Raw genomic sequence first — 19,308 nt, 5'->3', positions numbered from 1 at the left:
CATATAAACGATTTAAACAACTTTCAAAATATTTAAATCGATTAATGATTTGATATCATTTGGCTTTTCTGGTTCTGACCATCTCAGCCCGCGTAGCGGGCGTGCCGGAAACGTGCCGGCAAAGATGCGGCAAATCCAAGAGGGACACTCGATGTCGGAAGTTGGCAAACGCAATTCCGCCTGCGCGATCGATCATGTCGGCCTGAAAACCACCGGCGTTGTGCGCTATAATTTCGGTGCGGCAGCCCTTTATGAGGAATCGATCCGGCGCGGCGAGGCCCGCTTGACCGCCCATGGCGCGCTGGTCGCCGAGACCGGACAGCACACCGGCCGCTCGCCCAAGGACAAGTTCGTCGTCCGCAACAGCGACACCGAACCACATGTCTGGTGGGACAACAACAAGGCGATCTCGCCGGCCCAGTTCGACACACTGCTCGCCGATTTCCAGGCGCATGCCGCGGACAAGGATCTATACGTCCAGGATCTGGTCGGCGGCGCCGATGCGGGACTGAAACTGCCGACCAGAGTGATCACCGAATTTGCCTGGCACTCGCTGTTCATCCGCAATCTGCTCATTCGTCCCGATGCCGCCGAGCTCGAGCATTTCGTGCCTGACATGACGATCATCGACCTGCCGTCCTTCCGCGCCGATCCCGCCCGCCACGGCAGCCGCACCGAAACGGTGATCGCCGTGGATCTCACGCGCAAGATCGTGCTGATCGGCGGCACCTCCTATGCCGGCGAGATGAAGAAGTCGGTGTTCACCATGCTCAACTATCTGCTGCCGGCGAAAGGCGTGATGCCGATGCATTGCTCGGCCAACGAGGGTACGGCCGGCGACGCCGCCATCTTCTTCGGCCTGTCCGGCACCGGCAAGACGACACTCTCGGCCGATCCCTCGCGCACGCTGATCGGCGACGACGAGCATGGCTGGGGACCCCACGGCATCTTCAATTTCGAAGGCGGCTGCTACGCCAAGACGATCAAGCTGTCGGCGGAAGCCGAGCCGGAAATCTTCGCCACCACGCAGCGCTTCGGCACGGTGCTGGAAAATGTCGTGATCGACGCTGATGGCGTGCCGGATTTCAACGACGGAAGGCTGACCGAAAACACACGCTGCGCCTACCCGCTGGATTTCATCCCCAACGCCAGCAAGACCGGCCGCGCCAACCATCCGAAGAACATCATCATGCTGACCGCCGATGCGTTCGGCGTGATGCCGCCGATCGCGCGGCTGACCCCGGCGCAGGCGATGTATCATTTCCTCTCCGGCTACACCGCCAAGGTGGCCGGAACCGAAAAGGGCGTGACCGAGCCCGAAGCGACGTTTTCGACCTGTTTCGGCGCACCGTTCATGCCGCGCCATCCATCGGAATACGGCAATTTGCTGCGCGAGCTGATTGCCCGCCACGGCGCCGATTGCTGGCTGGTCAACACCGGCTGGACCGGCGGCGCCTACGGCACCGGCAAGCGCATGCCGATCAAGGCGACGCGCGCCTTGCTTGCCGCCGCACTCGACGGCTCGCTGAAGACGGCCGAGTTCCGCACCGACCCTCATTTCGGTTTCGAGGTGCCGGTGGCGGTTCGAGGCGTCGACAGCGCCATTCTCGACCCGCGCTCCACCTGGGCCGACAAGGCCGGCTATGACCGGCAGGCGGCACGGCTGGTCGGCATGTTCGCCGTCAATTTCGAGAAATTCGAAAGCCATGTCGACGCCGTGGTGCTGGGCGCGGCGCCGCGCATGCAGGAAGCGGCGGAGTAATGGCGCCACAGGGTTCAGCTTTCGTTGAAAGGCCCGGTTCGATCGGGCCTTTTCTTTTTCGATCCGCCGCGCCATGACTGCGGCATGGCCGGCGACGACAATATCTTCATATCAGGCGATGCGGTGATCCATTCGGGCGACCTGCACGAGGATTTCATCCGCTCGTCGGGTCCTGGCGGCCAGAACGTCAACAAGGTGGCGACGGCGGTGCAGCTACGCTTCGACGCGGCCAACGCAACTGGTCTGTCGGAGCGCGTGCGCGAACGGACGATCAAGCTTGCCGGCCAGCGTGCCACCAAGGACGGTGTCATCGTCATCGAAGCGGGCCGCTTCCGCACCCAGGAACAGAACCGGGCGGATGCGCGGGCACGGCTGACGGCATTGGTCGCCAAGGCCGCCGAACCGCCGCCGCCGCCGCGCAAGAAGACACGGCCGTCAAAGGGTGCCGTGGAGCGGCGGCTGAAGAGCAAGGCCGGACGCGGCACGATCAAGAAACTGCGCGGCCGAGTGGAGAACGATTAAGCACCGCGAAGCTGCAACGCGCGGGTGGCTTCCAATTCTGGGTTGCAGATGGCAAGCTGCGATCACCCACCACAGCAATGGAGACCAACGATGGGCATGTTCGATTTCGTCAAGAGCGTCGGCAAGAAACTGGGCATCGGCGGCGACGACGAAGCCGCACCCACGGCCGACACGCTCAAGAAGGAGCTCGATTCGCACAAACTCGGCACCGATGGCGTCGAGGTCGTCGTCAAGGGCGACACGGCGGTGCTGAAGGGTGTGGTCAAGGACCAGTCGATCTTCGAGAAGGCGGTCATCGCCGTCGGCAACACGCTCGGCGTCTCCAAGGTGCAGGCGGACGAATTGCAGGTCGCGCCAGCACCTGGCACGGCCGCCGCCCCCGCCAAGGAGCCCACCTTTTACACCGTGAAGAAGGGCGACAATCTCTGGAAGATCGCCGAGAAAAGCTACGGCAAGGGCCAAGGCGTCAAGAACACGGTCATATTCGAGGCCAACAAGCCGATGCTGACCCATCCCGACAAGATCTATCCGGGCCAGGTGCTGCGCATCCCCGACCTCGCCTGATCGAGGCTACTGCCAATTCGACAAGAGCGGCGGCTTTCGGGTCGCCGTTTTCATTTGATCGTGACATTTTACGGTTCCGAACCATCCAAGAGGTAATCGAATCCGTGCTCGTTCTGCCCAAAGGCGTCCGCCACATGCCGGCCTACCTGTCACGCACCGTGCAGGAAGAGCTGGTCGACGAGGTGAGACGGATCGTGCAGCAGGCGCCGCTGTTCGTGCCGGCCATGCCGCGCACCGGCAAGGAGATGAGCGTGCGCATGACCAATTGCGGGCCGCTGGGCTGGGTCACCGACAAGGAGCACGGCTATCGTTACCAGCCGGCGCATCCGCTAACCGGGGCGCCTTGGCCGCCAATTCCGGATGCGCTGCTCGACCTATGGCGCGAGGTATCGGGCTATCCGCACCCGCCGGAAGCGTGCCTGATCAATTTCTACACGGCGGATGCGAAGATGGGCCTGCATCAGGACCGCGACGAGGCCGACTTTTCGGCGCCGGTCGTCTCCGTCTCGCTCGGTGACGACTGCCTGTTCCGGGTTGGCCAGACCACGCGTGATGGCGCCACCAAGTCGTTCAGGCTGCAAAGCGGTGACGTCGTGGTGCTCGGCGGCGAGGGGCGGCTGTGCTTTCACGGCGTCGATCGGATCTATCCCTCGACCTCGGCACTGCTGAAAAACGGTGGGCGGATCAATCTGACGTTGCGACGGGTGAAGAAGCCGGCCGTCACAGCTTCCTGAGCGCCACTTCCTCGATCAGGTGATCGGCGCCCTTGCGCAGGATCAAGTCGGCGCGGGCCCGCGTCGGCAGGATGTTCTCGCGCAGATTCTTCAAATTGATGTTGGTCCACAGGCCTTCGGCGATGGCGCGCGCCGAACCCTCCGACAGCTGCGAGTAGCGGTGAAAGAAGGAGTCCGGATTGCGGAAGGCGGTCTCACGCAGCCGCATGAAGCGGGAAATGTACCAGTTGTGGATCAGCTTCTCGTCGGCATCGATGTAGATGGCGAAGTCGAAGAAGTCCGACAGGAAAGGCACGATCTTGCCGTCCTGCGGCAGCTTGCCGGGCTGCAGGACATTGATGCCTTCGAAGATCAATATGTCGGGCCGGTCGATGGTGACGAACTCGCCGGGAATGACGTCATAGGTGAGGTGTGAATAGACCGGCGCGCGGACATCGGGCAGCGCCGACTTGATGCCCGACAGGAAGCGCAGCAGCGCGCCGACGTCGTAACTGTCTGGAAAACCCTTGCGCTCCATCAGGTTCTCGCGCCGCAGGACCTCGTTGGGCAGCAAAAAACCGTCGGTGGTGATAAGATCGACCTTGGGGCTCGACGGCCAGCGCGCCAAAAGCTCCTTCAGCACGCGTGCGGTGGTCGATTTGCCGACCGCGACGGAACCGGCAATGCCGATGATGAAGGGCGTCTTGACCACGTCGACCGCGTTGAAGAAGGCCTGGCGTTGCCGAAACAGCAGCTGGCTCGCTTCGACATGAGCCGACAAAAGCCGCGACAGCGACAGATAGATGCGCTTGACCTCTTCGAGATCGACCGGATCGTTGAGCGAGCGCAGGCGGCGGAATTCGTCCGCGCTCAGCGTCAGTGGGGTATCGGCGCGGAACTGCGACCATTGCTCGGCGGAGAAAAAGCGAAAGGGGGAATACTTCTCGGTCGGCGCGAGCTGATCCATCGAGATACCTGCCCTCCTCGCGGTCAGCCCTTGGGCCGTGACGCCTTCTCGGCGATGCCCGAACGCCCGGTGCGGCCTTCGAGTTCCCTAAGCACGTCGCTCAGCGGAACCCCGGAGAGGCCGAGAACGACGAGCCAATGATATATAAGATCGGCACTTTCCGAAACGATGGCCTGTTTGTCGCCCTTGACGGTGGCAATCACCGTCTCGACCGCCTCCTCGCCGAGCTTCTGCGCCGCCTTGTCGATGCCGCGCGCGAACAGTTTTGCCGTCCACGAGTCCGGGTCGCCGGAATGGGCGCGTTCCCTGATGGTTTCTTCAAGATCAGACAGCGAAAACTCAGCCATGGCGCCTAAGGCCCTTTTCTTAGCCGGAAAGCCTCTAGGACCGATTGCCGAGGGAGTCCAGCCGCATCGGCAGCCCCGCGGCGGCCATATGCGCCTTGGCCTGCGCTATCGTGTAGGTGCCGAAATGGAAGATGGACGCCGCCAGCACCGCGCCGGCATGGCCGTCACGAATGCCTTCGACCATGTGGTCGAGCGTGCCAACGCCGCCGGAAGCGATGACCGGCGCGCGCACGGCGTCTGATATCGCGCGGGTCAGCGCGATGTCGTAGCCGGCCTTGGTGCCGTCACGATCCATCGAGGTCAGCAGTATCTCGCCGGCGCCGCGATCGACCATTTTCCGCGCGAACTCGACCGCATTGATGCCGGTCTTTTCGCGCCCGCCATGGGTGAAGATTTCCCAGCGGTCGGCCTCACCGGTGGCGGACACTTTCTTGGCGTCGATGGCGACGACGATGCACTGGTTGCCGAACTTGTCGGCGGCCTCGGCAACGAAATCCGGGTTCTTCACCGCCGCCGTGTTGATCGACACCTTGTCCGCGCCGGCCAGCAGCAGCTTCCTGATGTCGGCGACCTGGCGCACGCCGCCGCCGACGGTCAGCGGCATGAAGCATTGTTCGGCGGTGCGGGCGATGACGTCGAAGATGGTCTCGCGATTGTCCGACGAAGCCGTGATGTCGAGAAAGCAAAGCTCGTCGGCGCCGGCCGCGTCATAGGCCTTGGCCGCCTCGACCGGATCGCCGGCGTCGACGAGATCGACGAAGTTGACGCCCTTGACGACACGGCCGTTCTTGACGTCGAGGCAGGGGATGACACGGGCTTTCAGCATCAGCGGCCCTCTATCGTGGCGATGAGATCGTTCAGCAACTGGCCGACCAGCGGCGGAACATCGGCTTGGGCATCGAAAGCCGGATCGTAGGCGGAGACGGTGATGCCGACGACCGGCACCGCAAGCGCCATGGCGCAAGTGGCGTCGCGCAACTGCTCCGGGCTCGGACCGCCCGAAGCGATATAGCGGTTGGCCTGCAACTCCCGGGGATCATGCACGTCCATGTCGAGGTGCATGTGCACGCGTTTGGCGCCGGCGATCTTCAGTCTTTCGGTCGCCTGGGCCACCCCGGAGCATTCCGTCCGCTCGATCGGCAATGTCTCCAGCAGCCGCTTCTCGTCCGGATCGAGATCGCGCGCGTTGACAAGCACGCAGCGCGACGGATCGATCGGCTTGAAACCGGGAATGGCTGATGCCATCGGCCGCCAGCACAGGCCAAGTACTGTCGCCAGCGCCATGCCATCGAGAAAGCCATATGTGGATGTCTCGGGCGTGTTGAGGTCGCCATGCTGGTCGGCCCAGATGATCGCATCGGCGTCCTCGCCGGCGACCGCACCGGCTGATGTCAGGCAATTTCCCGCAAGGACGATGGGAAACCGACCGGCGTCACGAGCAAGGCGAACCTCGGTCGCAACCGCGTTGCAGACGGCAAAGCCGGTGGCGATTTCGCGCTCCTGAGTGTCTCCGACCCTGCCGATGTCTTCCACCGTAACGTCATGGCCGGCCATGGTCAGGGCGTCGACGAGCCCGCCTGATATCAGCGCGTCCGGACCCTGGCCCATGCCGCCATGGTAATGGCCGCTGTCATAGGAGGCCAGGATGATGGAGATTTTCACGGCCGCGTCTCCGCCCTGCCCTGCAGGATCGCCAGGGCCTCGGCCGGATCGATGCGCCCATCATAGAGCGCGCGCCCGGAGATCGCCCCTTCGAGCTTTTGCGCATCGGGCATGGTCATGCGCACGATGTCGGCGATCGAGGCGAGGCCGCCGGACGCGATGACCGGGATCGACACGGCATCGGCGAGGTCGATGGTGGCGTCCCAGTTGATGCCGGTCAAAACGCCGTCGCGGTCGATATCCGTGTAGATGATGGCGGCGACGCCGGCGCCCTCGAACTTCCTCGCCAGTTCGATGACGCCGAGGCTCGACGCCTCAGCCCAGCCCTCGACGGCGACCTTGCCGCCCTTGGCGTCGATGCCGACGGCGACCTTGCCCGGAAACGCCTTGCAGGCCTGCTTGACCAGGTCGGGATCGCGCACCGCCACCGTGCCGAGGATGACACGGGCCAGCCCGCGATCGAGCCAATCCTCGATCTGCGCCAGCGTGCGGATGCCGCCGCCGAGCTGCACCGGGTTCTTCGTCGCCTTGAGGATGGCGCCGACCGCAGCACTGTTGACGCTCTGGCCCTGGAAGGCGCCGTTAAGGTCGACGACATGCAGCCATTCGAAGCCCTGTTGCTCGAAGGCCCGCGCCTGCGCGGCAGGATCATCGTTGTAGATGGTCGCGGTGGCCATGTCGCCGTGCTTCAGGCGCACGCACTGGCCGTCCTTGAGGTCGATGGCGGGGAAAAGGATCATCCGTTCAGGCGCCTTCAACGATGACGAAATGGCCTGATGAGGCGGCAAGCCGGAATTTCGAGGCATGCTGATACTCCGGCGAATAATAGCATTCCACCGCCTTGTCGTAGGATTCGAACTCCACCAGGACATGGCGATTGCCGGTTGGTCCTTCGGGATTCTCATAGCGACCGGCGCGCACGGGGAATTTCGCACCGAATTTCGCAAAGGCCACGGCATTCGCCTCGATGTACTGCTTGTAAACCTCCGGATCGCGGACATCGATCATCGCCATCCAATAGCCCTTCTTGCTCATGGGTTTCAGGGCCTCCAGCGCAGGAAATTGGTGATCAGGGCGAGGCCCAGCGCCTGGCTCTTTTCCGGGTGGAATTGCGTGCCGACGAGATTGTCACGGGCGACGGCCGCCGTCACCGGGCCGCCATAATCGGCGACCGCCAGCACTTCGTCCGGCTTGCGCGCATCGAGGTGGTAGGAGTGCACGAAATAGGCGTGCAGCCCGTTGGTCCCGGTGGGAATGCCGGCAAACAGTGGATGCTGGCGCTTGAGTTCGATCGTGTTCCAGCCGATCTGCGGGATCTTCAGCGCCGGATCGGAAGGCATGATCTCCTTGACGTCGCCCGATATCCAGCCGAAGCCCTCGGTAATTGTCTTTTCGAGGCCGCGCTGCGACATCAGCTGCATGCCGACGCAGATGCCGAGGAACGGCCGGCCTTTACGAACAGCGACGTCCTCGACCGCTTCCCACATGCCTTCGACGGCCTGCAGGCCGGCCGCGCAGTCGGCATAGGCGCCGACGCCGGGCAGGACGATGCGATCGGCCGTGCGCACCCGCTCGGCATCTGCGGTCAGGTCGATATCGGCCGATATGCCGGCTTCGCGCGCGGCGCGCTCGAAAGCCTTGGTGGCCGAGCGCAAATTGCCCGAGCCGTAGTCGATGATCGCAACCCGCATGTCAGCTTCTTCCCGGAATGTGGGTCAGTCCCAGCGCCATGCCCGGCTGCGCTGGGCGCGCGAGGGCAGCATCGGGGACCATGCGCGGCGCCGGCACAACCTCATCGGCAAGCGCTTCCGCCTCCAGCGCATAGCGTGTGTCGGCATCGTCGAGCCACCCGGCTTCGACCGCGCCCCACTCGTGCCAACCGCGCCGGCGAAGTGCCGCGATGCGCAGACCTTGCCCTTCCAGCCCGACATAGAGCGAAACCAACAACGACAGCAGCGACCCGGCCAAACCAAGGCCGAGCTTCTGGCCCAGCATCGAAAGCAGGCCCATGACGACGAAGGCAAGCGCTGCCTCGATCCACAGCCGATGCCAGGCGAACCATAGCGGCGGCACCAGGAGGCCCAGCCAGGTGAAGCCATCGCGGACAAAGGCCGTGGCATCGGCCTTCTCGCTGCGGCCTGGCGGTTCCATCACGACATAGGTGGCCATCGCCTTATCCCTTCAACGATCCCTTGGTGGAGGGAACCGCATCCGGCTGGCGCGGATCGCGTTCGAGAGCAGCGCGCAGCGCGCGCGCCACCGCCTTGAAGCAGGTCTCGGCGATGTGGTGGTTGTTGGCGCCATAGTGATTGGTGACATGCAGCGTGATGCCGGCATTCTGCGCCAGCGCCTGGAAGAATTCGCGCACCAGCTCGGTGTCGAAGGTGCCGATCTTCGGCGACGAGAAGGAAACGTTCCAGACCAGGAAGGGACGGCCGGACACGTCGATCGCGGCGCGCGTCAGCGTCTCGTCCATGGCAAGGTCGATCGAGGCATAACGCATGATACCGCGCCGCTCGCCCAGTGCCTTGGCCAGCGCCTGGCCGAGCGCGATGCCGGTGTCCTCGACCGTGTGGTGATCGTCGATATGCAGGTCGCCCTTGGCCCTGACCGTCATGTCGATCAGGGAATGGCGCGACAGCTGGTCCAGCATATGGTCGAAGAAGCCGACCCCCGTGGCGATATCCGACTTGCCGGAGCCGTCGACATGGACCGACACGGAGATGTCGGTTTCCTTGGTCTTGCGGCTTGCTTCGGCGGAACGGGGCGGCATCACTCTATCCTTGTCCCAGAGGTTCACATCGTGACCGGCTCAGAGGCTTCAAGCGCTCGCAGGCTTGAAAACGAAAGCCTTCTAGCAGCATGATCCGGCGATTGCCAGTTGCCTCTGACAGCGGTATCGGCCTTGCCAGAGAGCGATTTGCAATCACCGGCCCCATGCATACATATGGCCGATCAAAGTTACTCGTACCGCGCCAATCGCCTTATCGGGATGGCGCTGCTCGGAGCCCAAGAAATGTCCAATGAACTGACCATGCACGCCACGACCATCGTGACGGTGCGCAAGGGCAACAAGGTGGTGATCGCCGGCGACGGCCAGGTCAGCCTTGGCCAGACCATCATGAAGGGCAACGCCAAGAAGGTGCGCCGCATCGGCAAGGGCGGCAACGTGATTGCCGGTTTCGCCGGCGCCACCGCCGACGCCTTCACGCTTTTGGAGCGGCTCGAGGCCAAGCTCGAACAATATCCCGACCAGTTGACGCGCGCCTGCGTCGAGCTCGCCAAGGACTGGCGCACCGACCGCTATCTGCGCCGGCTGGAAGCGATGATGCTGGTTGCCGACAAGTCGGTCTCGCTGGCACTGACGGGCAACGGCGACGTGCTCGAGCCCGAATTTGGCGTCATGGCCATCGGTTCGGGCGGCAATTACGCGCTGGCGGCGGCGCGCGCGCTGATGGACAGCGACAAGGATGCCGAGGAGATCGCCCGCAAGGCGATGCAGATCGCATCCGACATCTGCGTCTACACCAACAACAATTTCGTCATCGAAACGCTCGATGCCGCCTGAGCAAGCTACGCTCTACGATTTTCGGCCGGTGACGGAAAAAGACCTGCCGATGATCGCCGGCTGGCTCGCCGAGCCGCATGTTGCAGAGTGGTGGGACGATCCGGAGACGGAAATCGCCGGGATTAGCGAACATATCGACTCTATTTCGGTCGAGCCGCTGATCGTCGAGCTCGACGGCAAGCCGATCGCCTATCTGCAGAGCTACGACCCGCATCTGGAAGACGACCATCCCTATGCCGATCAACCGTTCGGCACGCTCGGCATCGACGTGTCGATCGGCGTGCCGGAGCTGGTCGGGCGTGGCCATGGCTCGGCGATCGTGCGCCAGTTCGTCGACCGGCTTTTCGAGGAAGGCGTGCCGCGCGTCATCATCGATCCGGATCCCGCCAATGCCAGGGCGATCCGTGCCTACGAAAAGGCCGGCTTTGTTGCTTTTGACACCAGAATTTCGGAGTACGGGCCGGCCTTGATGATGGCGCGCGACGCGACGCAGGAGCCCAATTGATCAGCGCCGAAACCCTCGACAACGCAGTCGCGAAAGGTTTGATCTCGCAGACCCTGCGCGATCAGTTGGAGGCCATGGAACGCGCGGTCGCTCTCGCCCCCGAGCCCAGGCGCGCCGATGACGAGGGTGACGAGGAAAACCTGCGGCTGGTCGGCGGCGGCAACGATCTGTTCGTCACCGTGGGAACCGTTCTGCTCAGCGCCGGCTTCTTCTTTGTCCTCACCACCTTGCTTCCAGGCCAGACATTCTGGATCGCCGGCATCCTCGCGGTTTTCGCCTGGGGGCTCGCCGAAATTGTCACGCGTCAGCACCGGATGAAATTATCGTCGTCCGTGCTTGCCCTGATTTTCATGGCCGCCATTCTGGCCGCTCTGGCGCTACAAATGGAGGCCAGCTTCGGCATACGCAAGCCGGAGACTATCTGGCAGCTATTGGCGTTGCGCCAGACGGCGTCCCGGGCCGGATATCTGTTCCTGGGCGGAGGAATAATTGCGGCGGCGATCTATTTCTGGCGCTTTCGCGTCCCCATCATTGCCGGGGCTATCGCCATCGCCTTCACACTGCTTGCCTTCCTGCAAACGGCGATAATCCTGTATGACAGCGTGACAACGGGCGCGATTGCGCCGCCGCGTCTCGAGGATGTTCCCGAATTGCTCCGCGCGGCACTTTACATGCCGCTGATCTGCGGCCTGATCGTGTTCGCAACGGGTGTAGCTTTTGACATTTACGACAGGGATCGGCGCAAGATCTGGTCCGATTGCGCTTTCTGGCTGCATGTCGTCTCGGCGCCCATGCTGGTGCATCCGCTCTTTATCATGGCAACCGGCCAGAACGTCGTATTCGGACATATCGCGCCGGATGCCAATGCAACCATCATGCTGACTATACTGATCCTTGGCTTCCTCTATGTCGCGCTTGCCATAGACCGCCGTTCGCTTCTGGTTCCGACATTGGCTTACTTCGGCTCGCTGGGCATCTATTATCTGGTGAATTCCGCCTCCGATTCGACGGGTATCCCGCCTTTTGCCTTGATCCTGGTCGTTGTTGGCGCGCTGATTATTCTGTTCGGGGCTGGCTGGCAGCGTATCCGGAGGATTGTGGTCAAACCCACCCTGCCAGCTGCCGTGATCCGCCGTCTACCGCCGCTGAAGGCGTGACAAGGTTTTGTGATGATCGACACGGCGACGCGAAACGAGGGGGAATGAACCGATGACGACACCGGCCACGGAGAACAGTTATTCGGCCTATGAAGACAGCTGGCGGATGGGGCTTCTGCTCGTCCTCGCCCTGATCATCTTCCAGGCCGGGGCGCTCTACGGCATGGGGCGAACGCCGATCTGCACCTGCGGCTACGTCAAGCTCTGGCATGGCGTGGTGAACAGTTCGGAGAATTCCCAGCACATTTCGGACTGGTACACGTTCTCGCACATCATCCACGGCTTCCTGTTCTATGCGCTGGCCAGATTCCTGTTCCCGCGTTCGCCGATCGGACTGAGGCTGGCGTTCGCCGTCTTCATCGAAGGCGGCTGGGAGCTGCTTGAGAACAGCCCGTTCATCATCGAGCGCTACCGCGCCGGCACCATCTCGCTCGACTATTACGGCGACAGCATCATCAATTCGGTGTCCGACACACTGGCCATGGTGCTGGGATTTGTGATGGCGCGAAGGCTACCTATATGGGTGATCGTCAGCCTCGCCATCCTCTTCGAACTCGGTACCGGCTATCTCATCCGGGACAATCTGACACTCAACGTGATCATGCTGCTGCATCCGTTCGAGGCCATCAAGCAGTGGCAAAGTGGAATTTAGTGATATGAGCACATTTTCTCCCCGCGAAATCGTTTCGGAACTCGACCGCTTCATCATCGGTCAGAAGGACGCCAAGCGCGCCGTGGCCATCGCCTTGCGCAACCGCTGGCGCCGCCAGCAGCTGGAAGGCCAGATGCGCGAAGAGGTGATGCCGAAGAACATCCTGATGATCGGACCGACGGGCGTCGGCAAGACGGAAATCTCGCGCCGCCTGGCGCGGCTCGCCGGTGCGCCTTTTGTCAAGGTCGAGGCGACCAAGTTCACCGAAGTCGGCTATGTCGGCCGCGACGTCGAACAGATCATCCGCGATCTGGTCGAGATCGCCATCGGCCTGGTGCGCGAGAAGATGCGCGAGGACGTCAAGGCGCGCGCCCATATCAACGCCGAGGAACGCGTGCTGGAAGCGCTGGTCGGCAAGACGGCGAGCCCGGCCACCCGCGATAGTTTCCGCAAGAAGCTGCGCGACGGCGAGCTCGACGACAAAGAGATCGAGGTCGAGGTCGCCGATACCGGCGCTGGCGGCATGCCCGGTTTCGAGATCCCCGGCATGCCGGGCGCCAATATCGGCGTGCTGAACATCAACGACATGCTGTCGAAGGCGATGGGCGGCAAGAAAACCAAGATGCGCAAGACGACGGTGAAGGAATCCTACGACCTGCTGGTCAATGACGAGTCCGACAAGCTGCTCGACCAGGACGAAGTGGTGCGCCGGGCGCTCGATGCGACGGAAAATGACGGCATCGTCTTCCTCGACGAGATCGACAAGATCGCGTCGCGCGAAGGCGGCATGGGCGCCGGCGTTTCCCGCGAAGGCGTGCAGCGCGACCTGCTGCCGCTGATCGAGGGCACCACGGTGGCGACCAAATACGGACCGCTGAAGACCGACCACATCCTGTTCATCGCCTCCGGCGCCTTCCACGTCTCGAAGCCGTCAGACCTGTTGCCGGAATTGCAGGGCCGCCTGCCGATCCGCGTCGAGCTGCGAGCGCTGGAGAAGGACGATTTCGTCCGCATCCTGACCGAGACCGAGGCGAGCCTGATCAAACAGTATATCGCGCTGATGAAGACCGAAGGCGTCGACCTGACCTTCACCGACGACGCCATCGATTCGCTGGCCGGCATCGCCGTCGACCTCAATGCCAGCGTCGAGAATATCGGCGCAAGGCGGCTGCAGACGGTGATGGAGCGGGTGCTGGACGAAATCTCCTACGACGCGCCGGATCGCAACGGCACATCAGTCACCATCGACGCCGCCTATGTCGAAAAGCATGTCGGCGACCTCTCCAGGAACACTGATTTGTCGCGATTCATCCTTTAAACGACCGCCGGACCCGTACGGCGCCGGTTTCAGGCGACAATTTCTGAAAAGAATCATGTGTGGCCAGATGGTACCATCTGGCCACCTTTCGTCTTGCCGGGTGAAGGGGTGCTCTCGACTCGACCAAGAGCTTTACCTAGTTTGCCCGGCAATTCTCGATCTCTTGGTTTGACGCAATTCCGGAAAACCGTTTCACACTTTTCCTGGAATTGCTTGGGCGGCGGGTGCATGAAAAAACTAATCCTGGTCATTCTCGGCTTGACGCTGGCGGCGACGCTGTTCGCCGCCGAGGCAGCGACATTGGTGCCGCCGGGAAATCGCAATGCCGTGCAGCCCGACATTCCCGGTGCCTCCAGCCGGCGCACGCAAGCGACCAACACCAGCTTCCAGGCGAAGTACCGCAAGGTCTACGCCCTGCTGCAGAACGACGCCGATCTGCGCGGCAAGATCAAGAAGGCAGCAGCCACCTACGGCATCGATCCCTTGCACATCGTCGGCGCCATCGTCGGCGAGCACACCTACAATGTCGATGCCTATGACCGGCTGCAGACCTACTACGTCAAGGCGATCTCCTATCTCTCCAGCAAGCTTTCCTTCGCCTATGACGGCGAGGACATCACCGATTTCGTGCAGCGGCCGGAATTCAAGAAATGCGCCGGGATGTCGGACAGCTACGATCTGTGGGAATGCCGCGAGCAGGTGTGGAACCGTTCGTTTCGCGGCAAGTCCGTCGGTGGAACCAGCTTTCCCGACGACCGCTTCGGCGCCACCTTCTTCCAGCCCTATTATGCCGGGCAGACCTTCGGCCTCGGTCAGCTCAATCCGCTGACCGCCCTGCAGATGAGCGATCTCGTGCACAAGGTTTCGGGCCTGCCGAAGCTCGACGTCGGCGATCCCAACTCGGTCTACAAGACCATCATGGATCCCGACCTGACGCTGCCCTACGTCGCCGCGACGATCAGGAAATCGATCGATGCCTATAAAAGCATTGCCGGCTTCGACATTTCGGGCAATCCCGGGCTGACCGCCACGCTCTACAATGTCGGCAATCCAGAGCAGCGCGCCTATGCCTTGAAGGCGGAGAACGACAGGCGCCGCGCCGCCGGCGAGCCGGAAAAGCTGCCGGAAGAGAATTACTATGGCTGGCTGGTGAATGACAAATTGCCGGAGCTGAAGGCGCTGTTTTAGGGTGCTGCATTCAGCTGCGGGCTAGAACTTTCGGCGTTTGCGCCGCCCCTCATTGCCCTGCCGGGCATTTCTCCCCGTGAACGGGGAGAAAGAGGCTGGCATCAACGACAGCGCTCTTCTCGCAACGTTGATGATTGGCGAAATCCCCGGGCGAAAGCGTCCTTCTCCCCGTTCACGGCTACGGGATGCACATATCTTCTGTGACTGGCGTGACTGATCGGCCCGAGGCCTGATTGCCACGTGGTTCCCCCAATCCGTCGCTGCTTCGCAGCGCCACCTTTCCCCCCTCCGGAGGGAAAGGAAAGGAGCGTTGCTGGACGAGCGTTGACGGCAAAAGCTTGGCGCCTTTCCTCTACCCCGTCGATCGGGGGAGAGGTGGCTCGGCGAAGCCGAGACGGAGTGGGGGTCGACCAGCGCCGCATAAGACAAGTTGCCATGCACCCCATCGCCAAAGGCCAGTTGCTTGGAAATGTGTGCACCGTTCACGGGGAGAAGATGGCGGCAGCCAGATGAGGGGCAGCGCCGACCTCTATAAGGTCGCACAAAGACTCACGCCGCCAACAACGATTTCAACTTCACATCCTGCGAGCCCAGCGCTTCCGGCGCCGGCTTCGCGCGCTTGCCGATCAGCATTTCGGCAAGCCTGATGTCGCGGGCAACCGTATTGCCGGGGCCGATGCCGCTGGCCGCCACCAGCCTGCCGTCTTGCGCCAAATGGAAGAGGATGAAAGCGCCGTCGTCGAGGTCGCGGCGCACGGTGCTGCTGCCTTCGTCGGACAGCCCGGCGATCTGCAGGGACAGACCATATTGATCCGACCAGAACCACGGCACCGCCGCATGCGCCTCGCCGGCACCGAGCATGTTCCTCGCCGCCAGCGCGCCCTGTTCCTGTGCGTTGCGCCAGGCTTCCAGCCGTACGCGGCGGCCGCCATAGACGGCGAGCGGAAACGAGCAGCAATCGCCGGCGGCAAAGATGTCGGGATCGCTGCTGCGCAGCTCTGCATCGACAGCGATGCCGTTGTCGATCGTCAGGCCGGCTTCGCCCGCAAGCCCGGTCACCGGCACGGCGCCGATGCCGATGACCGCCAGATCGGCTGATATCTCTTGTCCGCCGGCAAGCGTGATCCGCACCTCGTTGCCATCGTCGGCGATGGACGCAATGCCATCGCCGCACAGGATCTTCACGCCCTCGGCGACATGCGCATCATGGATGATTTCGGCGATCTCCGCCGGCACGCCGCGCATCAGGATGCGCGGCTGCGCCTCGATGACGGTGACCGTGGCACCAAGTTTGCGGGCCGAGGCGGCGAGTTCGAGGCCGATGAAACCGCCGCCGATGATGGCGATGCGGTTGCCGGGGGTGAGATGCGCGCGAATGGCGAGCGCATCGGCAAAGGTGCGGAGATAGACGCAGCGCGGCCCCAACCCCGGCATCGGCAGCTTGCGCGGCGTCGAACCGGTTGCCAGCAGGAGCTTGTCGTAGGGCAGGACCGATCCGTCCGACAGGCGCACCGCATGCGCCGCGCGATCGATCGCCACGGCCTGGACGGAATGGATATGCAGGATCGATTTCTCGGCCAGAATTGCGTCGCTGGTGATCGCCTTGATCTCGGGCGTATTGCTGGCCATCGCCTCCTTGGACAGAGGCGGGCGCTCGTAGGGCAGATGCGGCTCGTCGCCGACCAGCGTCACCGGCCCCTGATAATCGAGGTCGCGCAGCGCCAATGCCCCCCGCCCGCCGCATTCGCCGGCGCCGATGATGAGCATCCCCCCCGCCATGTCAGTTATCCGATCTGGATCAGGACTTTGCCGGCATCGACCTTGACCGGATAGGTCTTGAGATTGACGCAGACCGGGGCGCCGCGGGCATCACCCGTCTTGTAGTTGAAGCGACCATTGTGCTTGGGGCATTCGATGATGTCATCCATCACCAGCCCGTCGGCCAGGTGCACCTTTTCATGCGTGCACAGGCCGTCGGTGGCGAAGAACTCGTCGTCGGGGCTGCGATAGATGGCGAAGGTGCGGCCGCCATGGTCGAAGCGCATCACATCCTCCTCGTCTATGTCGTCGGTGGCGCAGGCCTCGACCCAGCAGCTCATTCAAGTCCTCCTCAAAGCAAATCCAGGAAAAGTGCGCAGCGGTTTTCCGTCCGGAATTGCGTTAAAATAAACAGTCTAGATCGGATGGAAGCACGATCATTCCGCCGCGGCGGCGACAGTGTCGTTGTGGAATTCTTCGCGATATGGCCGTGCGGTCGGCGGCAGCTCGCGCTTGAGGAAATAGTCCTCGTTGCGCAGCTGGCGCAGGAAGACCGGGATCATCTCGCGGTAGCCGGCCAGGATCGACGGTGTCGGTTCCGGCAGATCGTGCTTGATCAGTTCGTGCAGTCTCGGCAGCGCATGGTAGGGCACCATCGGGAACATGTGATGCTCGACATGGTAGTTCATGTTCCAGTAGATGAACCGGCTGATCGGGTTCATGTAGACGGTGCGGCTGTTCAGCCTGTGGTCGGTGACATTGTCGGCCAGGCCGCCATGCTGCAGCAGCCCGACCATGACATGATGCCAGGCGCCGTAGAGCCTGGGCAGGCCGACCAGCATCAGCGGCAGGAACGAACCGGTGTAGAGCGCCAACCCGACGGTGGCGGCATAGATCGCCGTCCAGATGCGGGCGACGCGGATCGCCTTGGGCTGTTCCTGTTCGGGAATGAAGGTCTTTTCGGCGGCGCTGATGGTGCCGGCGGCGTTGCGCAGCGTGTCTGATATCGCATGCCAGGCGTCGAGCACGCCAACGAAGCCCAGCATGGCGCGAACCAGATCAGGCGGCCGCATGACCGAGATTTCCGGATCGCGGCCGACGATGACGGTGTCGGTGTGGTGGCGCGTGTGGCTCCAGCGCCAGGTCACCGGATTGCGCATGATCATGAAGCAGGCGATCTGATAGACCGCATCGTTCATCCACTGCGTCCGGAAGGCGGTGCCGTGGCCGCATTCGTGCCAACGCGAATCCGTCGAGGAGCCATAGAGGACGCCATAGACGAAGAAGAACGGCACGCACCACCATGTGCCCCAGAACCAGGCGCCGCCGGCACCGCTGACGATCAGGGCGGCGAACCAGATTGCCGTATCGCGGATCGCCGGCCCGTCGGAGCGCTGCATCAGCTCCTTCATCTGCTTGCGCGGTACCTCGGTGTGATACCACTCGGCGGCCGACAGGCCGGTCTCGACCGCGAGCTTGGCGTCGCGGCCGATCAGGCTGTAGTCACGCCGGGACGGCGCAGTGGACATGATTGCCTCCCTCGGCAAAGGCATCCGCCAGAGCGAATGCCATGAAATCCTTTGGCTTCGAGCGTCAAAGTAGCGCCGACCGATGATAGACTCAACATCACAAAGATAGTTTCTATCATTTCCCATCAGGATGATGTACGAAGGCTCAAGCAAACCCGACGAGGCAAGCATGGTGAAGCGGCCGACAATATCAGATCTGGCGCGCATCTCGGGCGTCAGTGTCGCCACCGTCGACCGCGTGCTGAACAACCGGCTGCCGGTGCGCGAAGAGACAGCGCGCCGCGTCTACGAGACCGCTACCGATATCGGCTATCACGCCGCCGGCCTTATCAAGCAGCGCATGCGCCAGGAATTGCCGGAGTACCGGCTGGGCTTCCTGCTGCTGCGGGGCAATGATGCCTTCTACGGTGACTTCGCGCGGGAACTCGAACTGGCCATCTCGCAATCGCAACGCTTCCGCGGCGTTGCGAGCATCGATTTCGCCAGTTCCCTGGCTCCCGACGAGATCGCCTCGCAGATGCGCAGGCTGGCGGCGAAATCGAGGGCCATCGCCGTTGTCGGTCCGGACCATCCGACCCTGACAGCGGTCGTGGAAACCTTGAAGGCGAGAGGGCAGCCGGTCTTTTCGGTGCTGTCTGACTTTGCCGCCGGCATCCGGGAGGGCTATATCGGCCTCGACAACCGCAAGGTCGGGCGCACCGCCGCATGGATGATCTCCAAGGCAGCCAAGCGGCCCGGCAAGGTCGCCCTCTTCGTCGGCAGCCACCGCTTCCACGGCCATGAGTTGCGCGAGATCGGCTTTCGCTCCTTCTTCCGCGAGCATGCGCCGGAGTTCAGCGTGCTTGAAACGCTGGTCAATCTGGAAGCCAACCAGGTGACCCATGACGCGATGATCGATCTTCTGGCGCGCTATCCGGATCTTGCCGGCTGCTACGTCGCCGGCGGTGGCATGGAAGGCGCGGTCTCGGCGCTGCGGGCAGCGAAGCCCGCGACAATGCCGGTGGTCGTCTGCAACGAGATCAACGCAGAGTCGCGCGCGGCACTCGCCGACAACATCCTCACCATGGTGATCTCGACCCCGCTTGCCGCTTTATGC

General features: G+C 62.8%; 23 protein-coding genes. 11 read left to right on the top strand and 12 right to left on the bottom strand.

Annotated features, from left to right (window positions below; genetic code table 11):
* Nucleotides 1–151 precede the first annotated feature (151 nt).
* From EN943_RS22605 to EN943_RS22590, 4 genes are all read left to right on the top strand, one after another.
* Nucleotides 152–1,762 carry a phosphoenolpyruvate carboxykinase gene (locus EN943_RS22605; protein WP_127414709.1) on the top strand — a complete coding sequence of 537 codons (1,611 nt, stop codon included), beginning with the start codon at nucleotides 152–154 and terminating at the stop codon, nucleotides 1,760–1,762.
* An 84-nt stretch (nucleotides 1,763–1,846) separates the two neighbouring features.
* Nucleotides 1,847–2,284, top strand: coding sequence for an alternative ribosome rescue aminoacyl-tRNA hydrolase ArfB (gene arfB, locus EN943_RS22600; RefSeq protein ID WP_127414708.1), 438 nt, complete (start codon nucleotides 1,847–1,849; stop codon nucleotides 2,282–2,284).
* Nucleotides 2,285–2,374: 90 nt separating this feature from the next.
* The gene (gene lysM / locus EN943_RS22595) at nucleotides 2,375–2,848 is read left to right on the top strand and encodes a peptidoglycan-binding protein LysM (protein ID WP_127259450.1); all 474 of its coding nucleotides are present in this window, start codon (nucleotides 2,375–2,377) and stop codon (nucleotides 2,846–2,848) included.
* A 104-nt stretch (nucleotides 2,849–2,952) separates the two neighbouring features.
* On the top strand, nucleotides 2,953–3,582 hold the full coding sequence (locus EN943_RS22590) for an alpha-ketoglutarate-dependent dioxygenase AlkB (protein WP_127414707.1): 630 nt from the start codon (nucleotides 2,953–2,955) through the stop codon (nucleotides 3,580–3,582).
* Here the strand turns inward: EN943_RS22590 and coaA are convergent.
* From coaA to hisB, 9 genes are read right to left on the bottom strand one after another with little or no spacing between them, the layout of a single operon-like run.
* Entirely contained in the window at nucleotides 3,569–4,528 is a 960-nt protein-coding gene (gene coaA, locus EN943_RS22585; RefSeq protein WP_127414706.1) for a type I pantothenate kinase, read from the bottom strand. The genes EN943_RS22590 and coaA overlap by 14 nt on opposite strands.
* A gap of 23 nt (nucleotides 4,529–4,551) precedes the next feature.
* Nucleotides 4,552–4,875, bottom strand: a complete 324-nt coding sequence (locus EN943_RS22580; protein WP_127414705.1) for a phosphoribosyl-ATP diphosphatase — start codon at nucleotides 4,873–4,875, stop codon at nucleotides 4,552–4,554.
* 34 nt (nucleotides 4,876–4,909) lie between these two features.
* Nucleotides 4,910–5,704 (bottom strand): imidazole glycerol phosphate synthase subunit HisF, encoded by a 795-nt coding sequence (hisF, locus tag EN943_RS22575; RefSeq protein WP_164778322.1) that lies wholly within the window; start codon nucleotides 5,702–5,704, stop codon nucleotides 4,910–4,912.
* The gene (locus tag EN943_RS22570) at nucleotides 5,701–6,537 is read right to left on the bottom strand and encodes an arginase family protein (protein WP_127414703.1); all 837 of its coding nucleotides are present in this window, start codon (nucleotides 6,535–6,537) and stop codon (nucleotides 5,701–5,703) included. The genes hisF and EN943_RS22570 overlap by 4 nt, the downstream gene beginning before the upstream one ends.
* The gene (gene hisA / locus EN943_RS22565; RefSeq protein ID WP_127414702.1) at nucleotides 6,534–7,277 is read right to left on the bottom strand and encodes a 1-(5-phosphoribosyl)-5-[(5-phosphoribosylamino)methylideneamino]imidazole-4-carboxamide isomerase; all 744 of its coding nucleotides are present in this window, start codon (nucleotides 7,275–7,277) and stop codon (nucleotides 6,534–6,536) included. The genes EN943_RS22570 and hisA overlap by 4 nt, the downstream gene beginning before the upstream one ends.
* 4 nt (nucleotides 7,278–7,281) lie before the next feature.
* On the bottom strand, nucleotides 7,282–7,572 hold the full coding sequence (locus tag EN943_RS22560; RefSeq protein ID WP_127414701.1) for a DUF1330 domain-containing protein: 291 nt from the start codon (nucleotides 7,570–7,572) through the stop codon (nucleotides 7,282–7,284).
* A gap of 5 nt (nucleotides 7,573–7,577) precedes the next feature.
* Complete coding sequence (hisH, locus tag EN943_RS22555) at nucleotides 7,578–8,228, bottom strand: imidazole glycerol phosphate synthase subunit HisH (protein WP_127414700.1); 651 nt, start codon at nucleotides 8,226–8,228, stop codon at nucleotides 7,578–7,580.
* A gap of 1 nt (nucleotide 8,229) precedes the next feature.
* Nucleotides 8,230–8,706, bottom strand: a complete 477-nt coding sequence (locus EN943_RS22550) for a DUF2628 domain-containing protein (protein ID WP_027039976.1) — start codon at nucleotides 8,704–8,706, stop codon at nucleotides 8,230–8,232.
* Nucleotides 8,707–8,710: 4 nt separating this feature from the next.
* Nucleotides 8,711–9,310: an imidazoleglycerol-phosphate dehydratase HisB gene (hisB, locus tag EN943_RS22545; protein ID WP_127414699.1), complete on the bottom strand. Its 600-nt coding sequence runs from the start codon at nucleotides 9,308–9,310 to the stop codon at nucleotides 8,711–8,713.
* Nucleotides 9,311–9,553: 243 nt separating this feature from the next.
* Between hisB and hslV the strand changes: the two genes are divergently transcribed.
* The 6 genes from hslV (at nucleotide 9,554) to EN943_RS22515 (ending at nucleotide 14,925) form a co-directional block, all read left to right on the top strand.
* Nucleotides 9,554–10,105, top strand: a complete 552-nt coding sequence (hslV, locus tag EN943_RS22540) for an ATP-dependent protease subunit HslV (protein WP_127414698.1) — start codon at nucleotides 9,554–9,556, stop codon at nucleotides 10,103–10,105.
* The gene (locus EN943_RS22535) at nucleotides 10,095–10,610 is read left to right on the top strand and encodes a GNAT family N-acetyltransferase (protein WP_127414697.1); all 516 of its coding nucleotides are present in this window, start codon (nucleotides 10,095–10,097) and stop codon (nucleotides 10,608–10,610) included. Before hslV ends, EN943_RS22535 begins: the two co-directional genes overlap by 11 nt.
* Nucleotides 10,607–11,767: a hypothetical protein gene (locus EN943_RS22530; protein ID WP_164778320.1), complete on the top strand. Its 1,161-nt coding sequence runs from the start codon at nucleotides 10,607–10,609 to the stop codon at nucleotides 11,765–11,767. The genes EN943_RS22535 and EN943_RS22530 overlap by 4 nt, the downstream gene beginning before the upstream one ends.
* A 106-nt stretch (nucleotides 11,768–11,873) precedes the next feature.
* On the top strand, nucleotides 11,874–12,419 hold the full coding sequence (locus EN943_RS22525) for a DUF2585 domain-containing protein (RefSeq protein WP_245475931.1): 546 nt from the start codon (nucleotides 11,874–11,876) through the stop codon (nucleotides 12,417–12,419).
* A gap of 4 nt (nucleotides 12,420–12,423) precedes the next feature.
* Complete coding sequence (hslU, locus tag EN943_RS22520; RefSeq protein ID WP_127414695.1) at nucleotides 12,424–13,737, top strand: ATP-dependent protease ATPase subunit HslU; 1,314 nt, start codon at nucleotides 12,424–12,426, stop codon at nucleotides 13,735–13,737.
* Between the two features lie 228 nt (nucleotides 13,738–13,965).
* Nucleotides 13,966–14,925: a DUF1402 family protein gene (locus EN943_RS22515; RefSeq protein WP_127414694.1), complete on the top strand. Its 960-nt coding sequence runs from the start codon at nucleotides 13,966–13,968 to the stop codon at nucleotides 14,923–14,925.
* Between the two features lie 549 nt (nucleotides 14,926–15,474).
* Here the strand turns inward: EN943_RS22515 and EN943_RS22510 are convergent.
* The 3 genes from EN943_RS22510 to EN943_RS22500 all read right to left on the bottom strand — a co-directional run bounded on the left by EN943_RS22510 (nucleotide 15,475) and on the right by EN943_RS22500 (nucleotide 18,212).
* Nucleotides 15,475–16,704: an FAD-dependent oxidoreductase gene (locus EN943_RS22510; protein ID WP_127414693.1), complete on the bottom strand. Its 1,230-nt coding sequence runs from the start codon at nucleotides 16,702–16,704 to the stop codon at nucleotides 15,475–15,477.
* Between the two features lie 5 nt (nucleotides 16,705–16,709).
* Nucleotides 16,710–17,024 carry a MocE family 2Fe-2S type ferredoxin gene (locus tag EN943_RS22505; protein WP_127414692.1) on the bottom strand — a complete coding sequence of 105 codons (315 nt, stop codon included), beginning with the start codon at nucleotides 17,022–17,024 and terminating at the stop codon, nucleotides 16,710–16,712.
* A 96-nt stretch (nucleotides 17,025–17,120) separates the two neighbouring features.
* A complete protein-coding gene (locus EN943_RS22500) occupies nucleotides 17,121–18,212 on the bottom strand; it encodes a fatty acid desaturase family protein (protein WP_127414691.1) in 1,092 nt (363 codons plus the stop codon).
* Between the two features lie 169 nt (nucleotides 18,213–18,381).
* On the opposite strand from EN943_RS22500, the gene EN943_RS22495 reads away from it, so the two are divergent.
* The coding region (locus EN943_RS22495) for a LacI family DNA-binding transcriptional regulator (protein WP_127414690.1) at nucleotides 18,382–19,308 on the top strand (927 nt) is incomplete at its 3' end.

Origin of the sequence: Mesorhizobium sp. M7A.F.Ca.US.006.01.1.1, from assembly GCF_003997935.1 — a bacterium.
In the GTDB taxonomy this organism is placed as follows: Bacteria; Pseudomonadota; Alphaproteobacteria; order Rhizobiales; family Rhizobiaceae; genus Mesorhizobium.
This window is presented reverse-complemented; position numbering and strand designations above follow the sequence as displayed.